This is a genomic window from Gelidibacter gilvus (genome assembly GCF_004115975.1).
Classification (GTDB): Bacteria; Bacteroidota; Bacteroidia; order Flavobacteriales; family Flavobacteriaceae; genus Gelidibacter; species Gelidibacter gilvus.
Window position 1 is genome coordinate 1 of sequence record NZ_SDDZ01000022.1, and the last position, 18,250, is coordinate 18,250.

At 37.0% G+C, this 18,250-nt stretch carries 13 protein-coding genes and 1 pseudogene; 9 read left to right on the forward strand and 5 right to left on the reverse strand.

The features are described from left to right. The 3 genes and pseudogenes from ESZ48_RS18885 to ESZ48_RS18895 form a co-directional block, all read right to left on the reverse strand. A pseudogene (locus ESZ48_RS18885) lies at positions 1–2,036 on the reverse strand (hypothetical protein); the annotation flags it as partial. 427 nt (positions 2,037–2,463) lie between these two features. Then, a complete protein-coding gene (locus ESZ48_RS18890) occupies positions 2,464–2,784 on the reverse strand; it encodes an FAD-dependent oxidoreductase (RefSeq protein ID WP_129019066.1) in 321 nt (106 codons plus the stop codon). Positions 2,785–2,861: 77 nt separating this feature from the next. After that, positions 2,862–3,809 carry an NAD(P)H-dependent flavin oxidoreductase gene (locus tag ESZ48_RS18895; RefSeq protein ID WP_129019067.1) on the reverse strand — a complete coding sequence of 316 codons (948 nt, stop codon included), beginning with the start codon at positions 3,807–3,809 and terminating at the stop codon, positions 2,862–2,864. Between the two features lie 174 nt (positions 3,810–3,983). Between ESZ48_RS18895 and ESZ48_RS18900 the strand changes: the two genes are divergently transcribed. The 3 genes from ESZ48_RS18900 (at position 3,984) to ESZ48_RS18910 (ending at position 6,755) form a co-directional block, all read left to right on the forward strand. Then, positions 3,984–4,694 (forward strand): Crp/Fnr family transcriptional regulator, encoded by a 711-nt coding sequence (locus tag ESZ48_RS18900; protein WP_129019068.1) that lies wholly within the window; start codon positions 3,984–3,986, stop codon positions 4,692–4,694. A 344-nt stretch (positions 4,695–5,038) separates the two neighbouring features. After that, on the forward strand, positions 5,039–5,572 hold the full coding sequence (locus ESZ48_RS18905; protein WP_129019069.1) for a hypothetical protein: 534 nt from the start codon (positions 5,039–5,041) through the stop codon (positions 5,570–5,572). Between the two features lie 649 nt (positions 5,573–6,221). Beyond that, on the forward strand, positions 6,222–6,755 hold the full coding sequence (locus ESZ48_RS18910; protein ID WP_129019070.1) for a hypothetical protein: 534 nt from the start codon (positions 6,222–6,224) through the stop codon (positions 6,753–6,755). Positions 6,756–6,943: 188 nt separating this feature from the next. On the opposite strand, the gene dnaK is transcribed toward ESZ48_RS18910, so the two are convergent. After that, positions 6,944–8,845 (reverse strand): molecular chaperone DnaK, encoded by a 1,902-nt coding sequence (dnaK, locus tag ESZ48_RS18915; RefSeq protein WP_129019071.1) that lies wholly within the window; start codon positions 8,843–8,845, stop codon positions 6,944–6,946. 177 nt (positions 8,846–9,022) lie between these two features. Here dnaK and ESZ48_RS18920 point away from each other — a divergent pair, with 177 nt between their 5' ends. From ESZ48_RS18920 to panB, 6 genes are all read left to right on the forward strand, one after another. Continuing rightward, entirely contained in the window at positions 9,023–9,544 is a 522-nt protein-coding gene (locus ESZ48_RS18920) for a hypothetical protein (protein WP_129019072.1), read from the forward strand. Between the two features lie 300 nt (positions 9,545–9,844). Continuing rightward, positions 9,845–11,269, forward strand: coding sequence for an L-serine ammonia-lyase (locus ESZ48_RS18925; protein WP_129019073.1), 1,425 nt, complete (start codon positions 9,845–9,847; stop codon positions 11,267–11,269). A gap of 180 nt (positions 11,270–11,449) precedes the next feature. Beyond that, positions 11,450–12,928, forward strand: a complete 1,479-nt coding sequence (locus ESZ48_RS18930; protein ID WP_129019074.1) for an SGNH/GDSL hydrolase family protein — start codon at positions 11,450–11,452, stop codon at positions 12,926–12,928. Further along, a complete protein-coding gene (locus ESZ48_RS18935) occupies positions 12,925–14,220 on the forward strand; it encodes a GDSL-type esterase/lipase family protein (RefSeq protein ID WP_129019075.1) in 1,296 nt (431 codons plus the stop codon). Before ESZ48_RS18930 ends, ESZ48_RS18935 begins: the two co-directional genes overlap by 4 nt. Further along, positions 14,213–15,871: an MBOAT family O-acyltransferase gene (locus ESZ48_RS18940; protein WP_129019076.1), complete on the forward strand. Its 1,659-nt coding sequence runs from the start codon at positions 14,213–14,215 to the stop codon at positions 15,869–15,871. Before ESZ48_RS18935 ends, ESZ48_RS18940 begins: the two co-directional genes overlap by 8 nt. Before the next feature lie 280 nt (positions 15,872–16,151). After that, a complete protein-coding gene (gene panB, locus ESZ48_RS18945) occupies positions 16,152–16,970 on the forward strand; it encodes a 3-methyl-2-oxobutanoate hydroxymethyltransferase (RefSeq protein WP_129019077.1) in 819 nt (272 codons plus the stop codon). A 248-nt stretch (positions 16,971–17,218) separates the two neighbouring features. On the opposite strand, the gene ESZ48_RS18950 is transcribed toward panB, so the two are convergent. Then, complete coding sequence (locus ESZ48_RS18950; protein ID WP_129019078.1) at positions 17,219–18,082, reverse strand: hypothetical protein; 864 nt, start codon at positions 18,080–18,082, stop codon at positions 17,219–17,221. Between the last annotated feature and the right edge of the window lie 168 nt (positions 18,083–18,250).

Below are 18,250 nucleotides of genomic sequence, written 5' to 3' on the forward strand. Positions count from 1 at the left end.
GTGGCTGAGTTTTCACAGGAATTACCATCACTATAGGTATAGGTCAGCACTTGAGTGCCCACTGAAGTATCAAAGTTGAACGTGCCGTCACCATTGTCGGTAACGCCTGTTCCACTATAGGTACCACTTGTAGGCATTCCTGATCCTAGGATGTTTTGAACAAGTCCAGCATCTGTACACCAGGAGCCACCGGAAACGGTCACTGTTGGAAGGTCATTGACCTCTAACGAGGCGGTTGCACTGTTGCTGCAGTTGTCGCCATCCGAATAAGTGTAGGTCAGTGTTTGTGTGCCCACCGAAGTATCAAAGTTAAACGTCCCGTCACCATTGTCGGTAACCCCAGTCCCACTATAGGTACCACCTGCTGGCATTCCTGAACCTGCAATGTTTTGCACAAGTCCCGCATCTGTACACCAGGATCCGCCAGAAACGGTCACTGTTGGAAGGTCATTGACCTCTAACGAAGCGGTAGCACTGTTGCTACAGTTGTCGCCATCCGAATAAGTATAGGTCAGCGTTTGTGTGCCTACCGAAGTATCAAAGTTGAATGTACCGTCACCATTATCGGTAACGCCCGTTCCACTATAGGTACCGCCCAATGGCATACCTGATCCTGCAATATTTTGAACTAGTCCTGCATCTGTACACCAAGAGCCGCCAGAAACGGTCACTGTTGGTAACGGATCAATACTGATTTCTATTTTATCTGTCACAAAACAATTAGCATCAACCTCACTTCTGACGTAATATGTTTTGGCAGCTAATGGACTTACAGTCGAATTTATTGGATTTGTATTGGTATTTGCCTCTGCTTGAGTTTCATGAAAGCTAACAATTCCATTTGAGGTAACCAATGTCGTTAAGTCAATATCAGATTGTGATTCTGCACAAACCGACCCATTAACTGTTTCTAATGTCGGTTCTACACAACACTCAGGTGCCGTACCTGTAACGGTTGCCACACAACTATCTGCGTTTCCATTGTTAGGATCTCCAGGATAAGGATCTGGATGATCACAGCCTGCACTTGGGGTTACAGGAATTGGTGGATTTGAATTAGTCGTTTCAAAAATTTGAATATTATAATCTACTCCTTGATCGTAGGTTAAGGAAATCACACCTGTTGTACTGCCTGCCTCGCCTGAATTCGTCAAACAGACTCTATTAGACAAGCCGCCATTTTTAGCGTTCGCGTCATACCCAACATATTCTCCGTTAATGCCTTCTATTGGCACATTAATAGTAAATGTTCCGTCATTATTACATACCTCTTCTGGTGTGCCGCTACTTAATGAGCAGGTTTCAAAATCTGCATCACCACAGCCATACCGTGCTTTAAAATTATTAATAGCTAAGTTGCCATCTGCATTTTGGTCCCAAATTGCAAGGTAGAAATTGGTAGCTTCAATAAAATCCGTACCATCAATGGGTATCGTATTCCAGGTACTTGAACTTTCAACTCCACATGCTACTTTTGTTAAATTGCTACAATCGCCACTCAATTGATTTCCATTGGCAGCCAAAGAGGTTCCCGTTTGATGGACATTAGATACATAAAGAGCCCACCCTACTTTATCACCTGAATTATCGTTCAACTGAATTTCGAAGCTGCCCGCTTTAGGTCTAACGTCAAAATTCAACCAAATGATAGGTTGTCCATTGGTAGGGTTTTTAACATTGACAGGCTGACCGCTACTTGGGTCTATACATGAATTTGAGCCTTCAACATTAATGGCAAATTGATTGGAATTATAAACAGAATTATTAAAGGGCACTAGTTGCGCTTGAGTTTCAGCAGAACTCCCACAACGTATAATACCATTGGGAGAAGGTGCTTGATTAGAATCATTAATTGATCCATTTTGATTCCAAGAAGCTCCTCTTGTCCATCTTTGAGCACCTTCACAAGGTGTGTCATTTTGTGCAAAAAGCTCTGGACTTGACTGAACAGAAAAGAACAAAACTAGGGCGCAACAAATCAGATTCACAATAGACTTTTCCAGTCTACCGGTTTTGGTAACGTAGAATAATAGCATAGCATTTGATTTAATTAATAGATTCACCTACATGAACATATAAATAAGTCGAATACTAGTAGATTTGGAGTTGGCAACCAATATTTAGAGGGCATAGTCAGGACACCCAATTTTTGAAAATGCTATTAATCAAAAAATCTGCTATTAATTTATGTGAAAAAAAAAATTCTAGGAGGAATAATCAAATATATAAAATATTATTTGATTTACAATTTTTAAATTTCATAAAAGACTGAAATACAAGTACTGACATCGACTTTGGGTGTGGGATAAATATTACAGAATATAATTGGCGCCATATCCTATCACGGATATCTCCTATATTATATAAATTAAATTTTTATCAAACAAATTCTATTTGACAATAATAATAAAGAAGTATACGTCCAAATTTCTAAAAATTAGAAGAATTTGAATTCAAATAAAACTAGTGGAAAGGAGATATTAAAAACAAATTTGAATTGCTTGCAGGATGGTCCTGAAATCTTTTGATAAGGTCGAAGAATGGCAAATCAATTTCATATTGTAACATGGAGGTTGTTGCCGAGGTACTGCCATGGCATACTTCGCGCTTGTCAACGATCACTGTTTTATAGCCATCTGCAATACATTGATGTGCAATTAAGCTTCCAGTGATACCGGCGCCAACGATTACAATATCAGTTTCAATATCTGAATTTAGTGAAGGATAGGAATGAAGAATTCCATTTTTTACCAGCCAAAAAGGCTCAACAGATGTTAATCGCATAGAACTAAGTTTTTCTAATCCAAAGTTAGCCCATTGCGAATATCCTTTTACTAAAATTGATAACCCATTCCCCTATTTTATGAGATCAAGTTTTTTATGATCGTTTTTACAGGAAGAATTTCTTTAGTATGCTCAATACTTGGTCCCGCCACCCAAACGGTTTTATAGGTCGCTTCTTTTGCCGCTTTTTCTGTGGCTCTCATTCCAATTGAAAAGCGAACCATTTTAACCCATTTTTTGAGCTTTTTATTTCTGTTCAAAACCGATTCCAACCACGATTCTTTAGTGCCAATCTTTTGAACATAAGGCGTATTGATAACTGTACAAGGTGTACCAGAAATACGTTGCGTCATCACAATATCTTCTGCGCCATAATCCACACAAGCCTGTTTATACTCATCTGTGACTCCAGCTTCTACAGAAGCGATAAACGGACTGCCAATTGAAACGCCATCGGCGCCATAACTCAACATGGCATCAAGTTCAGCTTTTGTACCAACGCCACCAGCTGAAATTATGGGAATTGTACAATGCTTTTTTAAAAGTTCAATCAATGCTTTTGGTGAAATTTCACCGCGATGACCTCCCGCTTCATTATTGACCGCAATAATGGCATCACCTCCTAAAGCTTCTACTTTTTGAGCAAACTTCAAATCGGTAACATCGCAAAGCACTTTAATGCCCACTTTGTGCGCCTGATTGATGGTTTCTTCTGGACTTCCCAAAGAGGTGATGATAAAGTCACAACCTTCTTCACATAAGACCCGCAGTTGCTCTTTGTATTTGATGTTGGATTTGTTGACAATTAGATTGAATCCAAAGGAACCGCCCTCTACTTTCGCCGCTTTCAACTCGTGGATAGCAGCTTTGAGTTCTGGCAAGGTTCTATAATTCAATGCCGGAATGCAGCCTGCAATACCTGCTTTCATTGCTTCAATGACCATAGCGGTATTGGAGACCAAAAACATTGGGGCTTGGATGATTGGATATTTGATTTTGAGTAGTTGGTTGAGTTGCGCTGGCATCTTTATAAAATTGAATTTTGACAAATATAATAATTATTATGCACGCATAGTACTTTTATTTAGGTCTTAAAATTAGCCTGTGAATATTTATGTGAATTCACTATAAAAATGTACTTTTATCAGTATTTTTTTTTCGTCATCACCAATTATATATTGTATTTATAATTGTTTAAAATGGTTACCGAGCAAAGTAATTACGATTCCTATTACCACCTATTAAGAAAAAATTTACTTTTTGAAACAGCTTCCAATCAGTCAATTTATGCGTTGGCAGCCCACTGTAAATTAAAGTATCTTATTAAAGGCGAGCATAGTATTGATAACGATAAAAATCTTTACACCTTTCATTTAATTACAAAGGGAAAAGTAAAAGTATTTAACCTAAACAATTTAGATAAGCACTTTACACTATTCATCCTATCTAAAAATGATGTTTTTGATGTTTTTACGCTAATAAATAACACACAACATCATGTATGTTATGAAATCCTTGAAAATCTCGAACTATTGGTTTTCTCTATCGATTTTTTAAGAGATTGGCTTAAAAGCAATCCAACAATCTTAAATGCTTTCTTTAAATATACCATTCAAAAGTTTGAATTATTGGAATCTCATATATTAGATATGGGAACCAATAATGTGGCTTCACGATTGGCAAAATTATTGCTCAAATATTTCAACCCCAAAACTTATCAAATTGAAGGGATCAACGATTTGACCCACGATGAATTGGCACAATTGATTGGCACTTCAAGAGCGGTTTTCAATCGTCATATTCAGGAATTTAAAAAAGCAGGAATTATTCAAGTTAGTCGAAAACATATACAAATTCTAGATCTTTCTCTCCTAACCAATCGATCTCATTTAGAGGATCCCTTCGTTTAAGAATTATAAACATCATGTCTTTTGTTCGATAATTAGCGGATGTTATTTTCGCAACAAAACGATCTTCAATGGTTTCATCGCTTTACTTCAAGATACTTTTCTAGGCATCCCAAGTCAAATCAATCCCAATTAAGGATTCTAATAGTCATTTTAAAAAAAGGAAGCTCGGTCGTATTTTTTGCATCATTACCTCAATAATAAAATGTCGCCATTGATAACATAAGAGAGTTAATTTATGAGTCGCGTTGAGATTATTCGTCATTTATAAACCACATTAATATGTGATTGACAAACGGTTAACTAAAATATACCTTAGTAATCTATTAATCCAAAAACTAAAAATCATGAAAACAATTCTAGTTGGTCTCTTTCTAGGTCTTACCAGCCTAATGAACGCACAAAGTTTTACCTCACTGGTAGACGAAGTGGCATTAAACGAGGTAGTTATATCTCCTTATAAAAACATTGAATACTATAATGTAGTGTATGAACCAAATGCGCCTTCGTCAGCCAAGATGTTAGAATCCGAAGTTGGAAAATATGATATTAGAAATGCAACCGTTTATTCTGAAGATCATGATAGTTATGAGGTGTTATTTACATGTGAATATGGAAATATCTTAGCCAAATTTAACGATGATGGCGAATTATTAAATTCAAAAGAAGAATTTAAAGGCATTCTATTACCACAAAGTGTCATAGAAACACTCCGAATTACTTACCCCGATTGGAGACTTAATTCAACAGAATATTGGGTAAAATATAACTTAGATAAGGATGTCATCCGAATGTATGAAGTACAACTTACAAAGGGCAACAAAAAAATGAACTTAAAAATTGATTGTAAGGGGGTAATCTTAAATCCAAAAAATGGATAAAATAATGCTGACAATTCATCTATAAAAAACGTGACCCTATAATACGGTTGCGTTTTTAATCTTGTAGATACGCTTTACGGTTCAATCATTCCAGAAGATGGTTCAATACGGAGGTCTTTTATTTTTACTGCTTCATCTCTCCATTCAATTATTTAATTGTCATTCAAGGAAGTTTCAAATTGACTTCGAGTAAATTGGTCATTTACATTATCCATAATTTCAAGTTCTAATTCCTCCCATTTCAACATAAAAATCGCAACTTAAGAATCTCTTCATTTAAGAAACATTTAAGTTCATTTTTTGTCAACAATTAGTGAATGCTATAAAAGTAGCAAAGCAAAATTTGCTTGTTAATTACTTTTATTCCTGTTTCATCCCCAGAAAGAGAATATCCGCTCGAATTCTTGATTTTAATAAGTCATGAATTTCAAAATCGCTTCATTTAAGAACCATTTTATCTTCATATTATCTTGTTAAATAATTGGTGAATGCTACAAAAGTAGCAAAACTAAGTCTGCTTAATTATTACTTTTATTCTTGTTTTACTTCTCACTACGAACGTATCAACACGAACTATTAATACAATAAATCCTGGCTTCCCAAATCGCTTTCCTTTTAAAAAAGTTAACAATTAAAACAAATATAAATTATGAAAGCAATGTTAATCGGTTTATCAATTTTAGGTTTTACCAACCTCTCAAGCGCCCAAAATCTTAAACACAATGTAAGCTATGTGCATATGGACGAAATTGTAGTGTCGCCAATGAAAAATGTGAGTTATTACAATTCAGTGTATAATCCATACGCATCAAAAGAAGTCATAATGTTAGAGTCTGATGTAAGCAATTATGACGTCTCCAACTCCAAGATTTTTGACAATACGATTGAAACTTATAAAGTATGGTTCGAAAATACTGAAGGAAGCATTCTTGCCGTTTACAACAAGGATGGTGAACTGATAAATTCAGTAGAGAAGTTTGAACATGCACGACTGCCAGAAAGCGTGAGATTAACTCTTAAGAACACTTATCCAGATTGGACGCTAAATTCAACCGTCTATCGCGTGAATTATTTTAAAGGGATAGATGTTAAAAAAGTATATAACATTCAACTGAAAAGAGATAGAGAAAAAGTAAATCTAAAGATTGATTGCCAAGGCGTCATCTTACGTTCCAGTGATTAGGTGAGATCATCAAAAAAATAGCAACAAAAAAACGCAACCATGTCAATGATTGCGTTTTTACTTTTAACTTCAAGCTTTGTGCTTCACGCACATGAGATGCTTCGACCCTTCGACAAGCTCAGGGCAACGCAAGCTCAGCTTAAGCAATTCACGCAGTCCCGATGGAAAATCGGGACTGGGTTCTCTGCTTACTTTACTTCTTCAAAATCTACATCCTCAACATCACTGCCTTCATTGGACTGTCCATCTTGACTTGCGTCAGGTCCTGGTTGTGCACCACCCTGAGTATCTTGTGCTTTGTACATTTCTTCGCTAGCTACTTTCCAAGCTTCATTGATTTTCTCAAGAGCTGGATCGATTACTGCGATATCCTTAGATTCAAAAGCTGTTTTCAATTCTTCTAACGCTTCTTCGATTGGTTTTTTCTTATCATCAGATAATTTATCACCAAACTCTTTTAATTGACTTTCTGTTTGGAAAATCATAGCATCAGCAGCATTTAATTTGTCCACTTTCTCTTTCGCTAATTTATCAGCTTCAGCATTTGCTTCAGCATCAGCTTTCATCTTTTGGATTTCTTCTTCAGTCAATCCTGATGACGCTTCGATACGAATGTCTTGTGTTTTTCCAGTTGCTTTATCTCCTGCAGTTACGTGAATGATCCCGTTGGCATCAATATCAAACGTCACTTCAATTTGTGGCGTTCCACGTTTTGCTGGTGGAATACCATCTAAATGGAAACGTCCAATGGTTTTGTTATCGGCAGCCATAGTACGCTCACCTTGTAATACGTGGATTTCCACTGAAGGTTGATTGTCTGCAGCTGTTGAGAATACTTGCGATTTCTTAGTAGGAATCGTCGTGTTAGCTTCAATCAACTTTGTCATCACATTACCCATAGTTTCAATACCTAAAGACAACGGCGTAACATCAAGAAGCAATACATCTTTTACATCTCCTGACAAAACACCACCTTGAATTGCAGCACCAACGGCAACAACCTCATCAGCATTTACACCTTTACTTGGCGCTTTTCCGAAGAATTTTTCAACCGCAGCTTGTACAGCCGGGATACGTGTAGATCCACCAACCAAAATAACTTCATCGATATCTCCTTTTGAAAGACCTGCAGCTTTCATTGCATTTTGACATGGTTCAATGGTACGTTTTACTAAATCGTCAATCAATTGCTCAAATTTTGAACGTGTCAATGTTCTTACTAAGTGTTTTGGACCACTTGCAGTAGCCGTAACGTATGGCAAGTTGATTTCTGTTTGAGCTGATGATGACAACTCAATTTTTGCTTTCTCAGCAGCTTCTTTCAAACGTTGAAGTGCCATAGGATCTTTACGCAAATCGATATCTTCTTCTGATTTGAACTCGTCAGCCAACCAATCAATTACTTTTTGGTCTACGTCATCACCACCTAAATGGGTATCTCCTTCTGTTGACAATACTTCAAAAACGCCATCACCTAATTCTAAGATAGAAACGTCATGTGTTCCACCTCCAAAGTCAAAGACCACAATTTTTTGATCTACTCCTTTTTTATCCAATCCGTAAGCTAAAGCTGCGGCAGTTGGTTCGTTGATGATACGTCTTACTTTTAAACCTGCAATCTCTCCAGCTTCTTTTGTTGCTTGTCGTTGCGAGTCATTAAAATAAGCAGGAACAGTAATAACTGCTTCCGTTACTGTTTGACCTAAATAGTCTTCAGCAGTTTTCTTCATTTTTTGAAGAATCATTGCTGATAATTCTTGTGGTGTATATAAACGACCATCAATATCTACTCTTGGTGTATCGTTATCACCTTTTACCACTTTATATGGTACACGTTCTGCCTCATTTTTAGATTCAGAATACTTGTTTCCCATGAAACGTTTAATCGAAGAAACAGTTTTTGTTGGGTTTGTAACTGCTTGACGTTTGGCTGGGTCACCAACTTTAATTTCACCGCCTTCTACGAAAGCAATAACTGATGGTGTAGTTCTTTTACCTTCTGCATTAGGAATTACAACTGGCTCATTACCTTCCATTACCGAAACACAGGAGTTGGTTGTACCTAAATCGATTCCAATTATTTTACTCATAATATATGTTTTGTGTTGAATTATTAATTTTTTATTTCTCTTTGTATATGTCAATGACTGTGCCATGACAGAAAATATGACAAGGTGTCATTTATTTTACAAAAAACTTCATGGTGGTTATGGCTGCAGATAAAAAAAGGATTTGTAATTTTACAAATCACCCAAAAACAAATTCACATGAAAAAGATTGCATCCTTATTATTTGTAACAGCTCTATTTTTTACTGCATGCACTGGCTCTCAAGGACCTCCAGGACCTCCCGGACCTCCAGGTAATACAGGAACCCCTGGTAGTGATGGTAATATCATTGCTTCCTCCGCCTTTGAAATTGATGTCACTTTCAACGCTGACAATAACTATTCATACATTGAAGATTATGGTTTTGAAGTGTTAGAGTCGGACGTGACCTTGGTCTACAGATTATGGACCAATAGTGACGAGAGCACTGCTTGGCGTTTATTGCCTCAAACAGTGACTTTTACTACGGGCAAAAACCTCACTTATAATTTTGATTTCACTCAAACAGATGTCCGCTTCTTTTTGGATGGTACTGTAGATTTCTCAATCTTACCAGCACAATGGACCGCCAATCAAGTTTTCAGAGTGGTCGTCATTCCGGCAGATAATGTGGGTGTTGACTTCTCTAATATTAATGAAGTCATGCAATCGTATCACATTGAAAATTTTGAGATGAAATAGACTTCGAAGTTTTTTTATCAAGGATGTTTTTACGACAATCCCTTGTCAGTTTCAATTTGCACTATCATAGATGAGACAAATTCTTACTGACATTGATTTGTGAAGTAATGACATCCTTTTTTAATTTAATTACTCAGTATCAACTAAATAGTATTAAGACTTCTCCACAAGGAAATTGAGTCATAACCTGACTGTCAGCAATATACTTAATGCTACTGGTTGAGGAAAAGTTCACATCGTTTTCCTTTCTTTTTTCATCTAAAAAGGGATTATCTTTGTTCATCTAAATCGTTTTCGTCAATGGAGTGTATTTCTGTATTTGATATGTTGAAAATTGGAGTGGGCCCATCAAGTTCTCACACCTTAGGTCCTTGGCGTGCTGCCGAACGTTGGATAAAAGAATTAAAGGAAAGCAAAAAATTTAACCAAGTAGAGCGCATAACGGTGGATCTTTATGGTTCCCTGTCATTAACTGGCAAAGGTCATGCTACGGATTATGCCGTCATGTTGGGATTATATGGTGCCGATCCGGAACATATTCCAATTGATGACATTGAAACTATTATTGAAACTATCAAAAAGACAAATTCGTTGTTATTTAACAATGAGATTCCAATCGCATTTGATGCCAAAACGGACATTGTTTTCAATAGAAAATTTCTTCCGTACCATGCCAACGGTATGATATTTACAGCAACTATCGACGGTCAGAAATCCAGTTCCACCTTCTACTCGATCGGCGGTGGATTTGTAGTGAAAGAAGAACGAACAGTTTCAAAAAAACAGGATGAAATTTTCGAAAACACATTTCCTTATCCCATTCGTTTAGGTACGGAATTGCTTGCTTATTGTAGCGAGTTAAACCTTCCAATTTCAGGAGTGGTCTTAGAAAACGAAAAATCGATTAGAGATATGGAAACTATCGATTTTGAGTTGAAACGCATTTGGGACACCATGTTGGAATGCATGTATATTGGCTGTCATGCTGAAGGTCATTTGCCTGGAGGATTGAACGTGAGACGACGCGCATTTGACATGCATAAAGCATTGAAATGTGATTTGCCTTATAAAAATCCGCAAGAATGGTTAGAGACCATTAGAAAAACCGAAGTAAAGTTTAGACACATTCTGCAATGGGTCAGCTGTTTTGCACTCAGTGTCAATGAAGTGAATGCAGCATTGGGTCGTGTTGTAACAGCACCAACCAATGGAAGTGCTGGGGTAATTCCGTCGGTTTTAATGTATTATCTGGTGATTGAAAACCACGATGCCGATTTTGAGGATATCAAGAAATTCCTTTTGGTAGCTGGTGAAATTGGCAGTATTTTTAAGAAAGGTGCAACCATTTCAGCGGCTATGGGTGGGTGTCAGGCAGAGATTGGGGTCTCATCGTCCATGGCGGCAGGTGCATTATGCGAATTGCTTGGAGGTACTCCAGACCAAGTGTTGATTGCGGCCGAAATTGCCATGGAACATCATCTCGGGATGACATGCGATCCTATTGGAGGTTTGGTGCAAATACCGTGTATAGAACGCAATGCCATGGGTGCCATTAAAGCCATTAATGCGGCAGAATTGGCACTGGGCACAGATCCTAAAAACGTAAAGGTTCCTTTTGATAAAGTGGTGAATACCATGTGGGAAACCGCTAAGGACATGAGTTCCAAATACAAAGAAACCTCTGAAGGTGGTTTAGCAGTTGGTGTGAATATATCAGATTGTTAAGAAGCCCCTCTCCTGATTCAATCGGAATTTATTAAAAACCCTAAAATTTTAATCTTTTTAAACTTCCAATTTTAAGTTTTCAAGCCCAACAGCTACGTTTTTTTCAATTTCATCAGATTTTTAGATCATTTTGTTGCTATATTTCAGACTTCAAAGCCTAACCAGTTTCCCAAATCGCGAATGAGGTATTCACCTTTTAAAATACTGCTTTATCTTGTTGCTACGCTTTTGGTGCTATTAGGAGTAACTTATCTAAGCACTTCAAGACAGCTCGACAATGGGATGACACAAGAAGGTTTCTTTGTGGGTGATACTCATATTAAATATCCCACCCACGAAAGTTTTTTAGAAGACCAAAGACACGATCCCTACAAAATTAAGAGTTTAGATAGTATCGTCGATAATATAGAAGGCTTGGTTAAAGATCTTGATAAAGACATTTCAGAACCCACTTCCATACCTCAAATTCCTGATTTTACTAAAATTGATACGTCAAAAGTACAGCGCATCAATTATCCCAAAGATCGCTCGGCTTTTATTGCACAGTTAAAAGAAAGTTTGAACAGTGACCAATGCCGTATCATCCACTATGGCGATTCGCAATTGGAGGGCGATCGGATTTCAGGCTACTTACGGAACAGACTTCAAGGTTTATATGGCGGCACAGGTCCAGGTTTTATTCCCATCGTTCAAGTTTACGATCAAATTAGCGCCAATGTCACCCATTCTGATAATTGGACGCGACACGCCTACTTTGATCCTACCCAAGAAAAATTTCCGCATAAAAAATATGGTGCCTATTCATCGCTATCCAGATTTACAGAAGCTTATGAAACTGTGGACAGTCTGCTTTTGGATTCCCTCAAAATAAAAAAAGCAAGTATCACTATCGGCATTCCAACAAAATCTTATGGAAAACTAAGAACCTTCAACACTATTGGTTTGCACTACGGAAACGCCCTCGCACCAACTTCTGTTAAAGTTTATAACGACGGCCAACTCATCACTTCCGAAATATTAATTGCAGATGGCGCCTATCATAAATTAGCGATAAACCTGGCCGATACACCTTCCCATCTGAAAATTGAATTGGAAAGTAAAATAAGTCCAGATTTTTACGGGCTCACCTTAGATGGCAAAAGCGGAATTTCTTTGGATAACGTGGCCATGAGAGGCTCTTCAGGAACTATTTTCGCGGGTACTAATGCTGGTAATTTTCAAAAAATGTATCAGCAATTACAACCCAAAATATTGATTTTTCAGTATGGCGGGAATTCGGTTCCTTATATTAAAGACTCTTTGGAGGTTAAAGAATATGCAAGCTATCTAAAAAACCATATCAATTGGGTAAAGCGCAAAAGCAATAATGCCAATGTTATTTTTATTGGCCCATCAGACATGACCACCAATGAAAATGGAAAGATGAAGACCTACCCCTTGCTCCCCTATCTGAATAATACCTTGCAACAAATGTGTACGGAAAACGGCATTGCGTTTTGGAGCATGTTTGATGCTATGGGCGGAAAAAATTCTATGCAGCATTGGGTTGATCAAGGTTTGGCTGCAAATGATTATACACATTTTTCACCCTCAGGTACAAAAATCATCTCCGAATTATTTTTCCTATCACTCTATTTGGATTTAAAGAACAAGAAATGAAAAAACGTTTAGTACTACTTTTTATAGGATTTACCACCACTCTTTTCAGTCAGAATTATGTTCTGGACAGCCTCAAACCAAAATTTGGCCATCTGATCAACTTTCAGGCGAATACCTTTAAAATGGCAGAAACCTCACCAACATTCCATCAATTTTTCGCCAAACTGGATTCGGTTTACAGTGGTGAAAAACAAAAACTGCATATTTTCCACATCGGCGGGTCGCATGTTCAGGCCGATATATATTCCAATAAAATCAGAACCTATCTTCAAAATACCAATACCGTTTCTCAAGGCCAACGCGGCTTTGTATTTCCGTACCATTTGGCACATACCAACAATCCGACAAATTATCGGATTGAAGCCACAAAAGCGAAATGGCAAGGCTATCGTTCTTCGGTCAGAAAAGATAGCATCGCTTGGGGTTTGTCAGGTGTCACCGCTGCATTTAGAGAGAAATCGGACACGATTATTGTGAAATCAAACTATCGAAATTATACCAATCAGCCTTATGAATTCAATAAATTAAGGGTTTTTTATAATACTTGGAAATCAGATTACAATCTCACTGTTCTCGATCCTGAACTCGTGATTTCTGATACTTTAAATTTGAACAAAATGTATCGGGAATTTCGATTTAATAAGCTGATTGATGAAGTAAGTTTTTGCTTGGAATTAAAAAATGACAGCATTCAAAATCCGGAATTTGCGTTGATGGGAATGGAATTCATGAATGACAACGACGGTATTGAATACACCAGCATAGGCGTTAATGGCGGTAGTTTTGCCTATTATAACCGCGCTGCCTATTTTGAAAAACAGTTCCAGCTTTATCAACCCGATTTGTTCATCATTGCTTTAGGAACAAATGATGGCTATATGCCAAAAAGCGAATTTGATGCCGAAAATTTCCGAATGTATTATGACGCTTTTATACAGATGATTCGACGGGTCAATCCCGATTGTGCCATTTTACTGATGGTTCCAAATGACGATTATTACCAACGAAAAATCCCTAATCCAAATACAGCCACTCAACAAAAAGTGATCATGGAGTTGGCAGAAAAATACCAGATGGCAGTTTGGGATTTGTACGAAATTATGGGCGGTTTGGGTTCATCGAATAAATGGTATCAAAATAAATTAATGCCTCGTGATCGCATTCACTTTACGCAATTGGGATATAGCATTAAAGCCGATTTGTTCATGGATGCGCTGATTGATGCCTGGGCAAAATCTACCCATCGAGATAAAGAAGAATTGTTAAAGCACTATAAAACATTGAATGAATAGGCTATACGATATTTTTAAATTTTCTGAGGATTATCCACTGATCTTTACCCAAGCAAATTTTTGGATATTTTTTGCCGTGGCCTATTTTTTGTTCGCCCTTGTGCACAAGAAAATTACACTTCGAAACTCCTATCTCTTTTTAATTTCGTTATTCTTTTATTACAAAACCAGCGGCTTCTTTATTGGTATTCTTATTTTCAGTACGCTCGTCGATTTTTTCATCGGTAAGGGCATTCATAAAAGCCAACACCAGACCAAACGTTATATTTTAGTGACCTTAAGTGTCGTTATCAATTTAACGGTGCTCTGCTATTTTAAATACGCCTACTTTTTTACGGATTCTTTCAATATGTTGTTCCACACCAACTTTGAAGTGGTCAATTGGCTGGCGCATTGGGGAAATAGTTTTAATGATCAGAACTATTTTACGGTAGATAAAATCATTCTTCCGGTAGGAATTTCCTTTTACACGTTTCAGACCATCAGTTACAGCGTGGATATTTTTAGAAGAAAATTAGTGCCTTTAAAGTCTGTTCTGGATTTTGGATTTTATGTCAGTTTCTTTCCGCAGTTGGTTGCTGGTCCTATTGTGCGGGCAGAAAATTTTGTCCCACAAATTTCGAAACCAACCGTCATTACAAAATCTGATTTTGATACAGGAACCTTCATGATTTTAAAAGGATTGATCAAAAAAATGATCTTTGCCGATTTTATCGCGATGCACTTTCTAGATCGTGTGTTTGACGCTCCCGAAATGTTCTCAGGCTTTGCCAACGTTATGGCCATGATTGGGTATTCGCTACAGATTTATGGCGATTTTTCCGGGTATACGGATATTGCTATCGGATTGGCATTATTGATGGGTTTCAAACTGCCCATCAACTTTAATTCGCCCTATAAAGCTACCAATGCTGGCGATTTCTGGAAACGATGGCACATCTCCCTCTCTACTTGGCTTCGCGATTATCTATATATTCCTCTAGGCGGCAATCGGAAAGGTACTGCAGCGTCCTATATTATTTTGAGCATTATTCTGCTAGGTGTTTTATATGCCTACCAAGACATGTTGGTCGTATCCATAGTATTGGGTTCTGCCCTTCTCATTTTTATTCTTTCTTTATATAACACTACGGTAAAAAATCAAATCAACACGAATATCAACCTCATGTTAACGATGCTCATAGGCGGTCTTTGGCATGGTGCATCGTGGAAATTCGTGATTTGGGGCGGGCTCAATGGATTGGGAATTGTAGTTTACAAATTTTGGCGAAAAGTGAGTCCGTATGAAACTAACAACCAATGGTATGTACGTTGGTGGAAGATTTTGGTCACCCTGACCTTTATCACGTTTACACGAATCTATTTTAGAGGTGAAAGCATGGATCATATTGCACGATGGTATAAGCAGGTCGCTTATCATATGGATTGGCATTACGCTTTGGATATTTTAATCCATTATCAACTGGTATTCTGGGTGATGCTTTTAGGATATATCACACATTGGTTACCGGAATCTGTCAAAAACAAAATAGAAGGCATTTATGCTAACAGCCCCGCATTTGCCAAAGTATTGATTGCTGCAAGTGTTGGGATCATTTGTTATCAGGCATTTTCTACAGATTTTCAGCCGTTTATTTATTTCCAGTTTTAAGCAGGTTCGTGGCTAAATCATTTATAGAAACTAAAGTAGCTACAACGAATAGCAGGCTTTTAACCTTTAACTACATAATAAAGTTTAGTTCATTAAATAGGCCTCTGTGCGATAGGTCTTTTTTTTAATATTTAGTACGAAAAATTGCGCCTTGGCTACAAAAAATCGAAACTAGAAAGTCTTAAGTCCTATGTTATCTAGTCTATGTCTTAATTCTCTCATCTTTGTTCTGAATTCTTCCCACTTAATTGTTATTTTTACATCATTAAAATAAAAAACTATGTCAGTAGCGAAAAAAGATTATAAGAGAATCACCGTAAAGACCTTGGTGGATATGAAAACCAATGGCGAAAAGATATCAATGCTCACCGCTTACGATTTTACCATGGCAAAAATTGTTGATGGTGCTGGTGTGGATGTGATCCTGGTTGGCGATTCTGCAAGTAATGTCATGGCAGGTCATGAAACGACCTTACCGATTACCTTAGATCAAATGATTTATCATGCTGCTGGTGTGGTGCGTGCCATTGAACGCTCATTAGTAGTTGTGGATTTACCTTTTGGAAGCTACCAGAGTGATCCTAAGGAAGCTTTGCGCTCTGCTATCAGAATTATGAAAGAAAGCGGCGGTCATGCTGTAAAATTAGAAGGCGGCAAAGAAGTCAAGGAATCCATCAAACGTATTTTACATGCCGGAATTCCGGTGATGGGTCATTTGGGCTTGACGCCACAATCTATTTATAAATTTGGAACTTATACCGTAAGAGCCAAAGAGGATGAAGAAGCTGACAAACTCAAGGAAGATGCGTTGATGTTGGAAAGAATAGGCTGTTTTGCGATTGTATTGGAAAAAATCCCTGCAAAACTGGCTCAGGAAGTTGCTGAAAGTGTTTCCATTCCTGTCATTGGCATTGGTGCTGGCAACGGTGTGGACGGACAGGTACTTGTATTGCATGATATGTTGGGAATGACCCATGAGTTCAATCCGCGTTTTTTAAGGCGCTACATGAACCTTTATGAAGATATGACGAATTCTATTTCGCAATATGTGAAAGATGTGAAGTCGCTGGACTTTCCTAATGATGAGGAGCAGTATTAGTGGGTAGTGTTCAGTCTTCAGTCGGCAGTTGGCAGTATTCAGTTGGCAGTAGAAAAAAATCCCTATAAATAAGTATCAAATTGCAATAGGCTAGTTTACACTCGAAAGCAATCGGTTTAAATCTGCCTGCCTGCAGATCATAAAAAATCACCAGCCTGAACGTACGGGCAGGTCAGCGCTCTATATAAAAACAAAAATTATATCGCTTCGAGTATTTTATAGCTTAATCTAAACATTTTAAAATTATTTTAAAAACGATAGGACGCAGATAGCGTAACAAATGCTTTATACAAAAATACATTTGTAGTTGACATACTTATCAAAGTGACATAACTATTTTGAAAGTTGGTAATATTCGTCAGATTATGACCTGAAATATTAAAGTCCAATTTATTCTTTATTGCTAAATATTTTAATTCAAGGTCAATAAAATTATAAACTCTATCGACACTGTTGGATTTACTTGGATAAATCTGTTTAGTGTCAAAACTGAAAATTAAATCATCATTTAATTCATATATCATCTGAAAAAAACTTGAGAACTCCTCATTTCCATTCTTTATGAAAGAGGTTTTGTAGTCTACTAGTTGAAGTTTAACTCCCGACTTAAAATTTAGGTTACCTCTAAAATAACTACCATATCTAAATATAAAATTATTAATATTATTTAATGCTACATCTTTATTATCATTAATATCGACATAACTACGTCGGTAGATGCCGGCATATTCAAGAAAAAGACCTGACTTAATTGAACTTATGTTTTGATTAATTTTAAATGATGATACAACAAGGCTATTATTGTCAGCTTTCTCTTTAATGAGTATATCAAAATCTGGTAAATTTATATATTTATACCCATAGGTATTTTGATTATAACTATAACTAATTGAAGAACTAATGAATATATTTCTTCTGAAATCTGAAATGGAATAAGAAAATCTTGATCGATGTAAATAGAGATTAAATAGTGAATTGACTCCTTGCGAGAATCCTCTATTAGAAGTTAATAATAAACCTCTATAAATATCACTAATCTGAGGCTGCTTAGAAGAAAACTTATAGCCGAAATTAAGTTTACCCGCATGATCCATATCTTTAGTAACAATCAATTCAGGTTCTATATACAGCTGATCATTTGATTGAATGGGATTGTATGCTTCCCCAATTTAGAACTGTTTGTTAATCCAAATATATAGTTTTTCCGTTTTAAAATGAATTGGCTTTCTCTTCATGTTTCTGTTTAAAAGCCAATTTATTTTAAAATGTGCCCAGCGGCA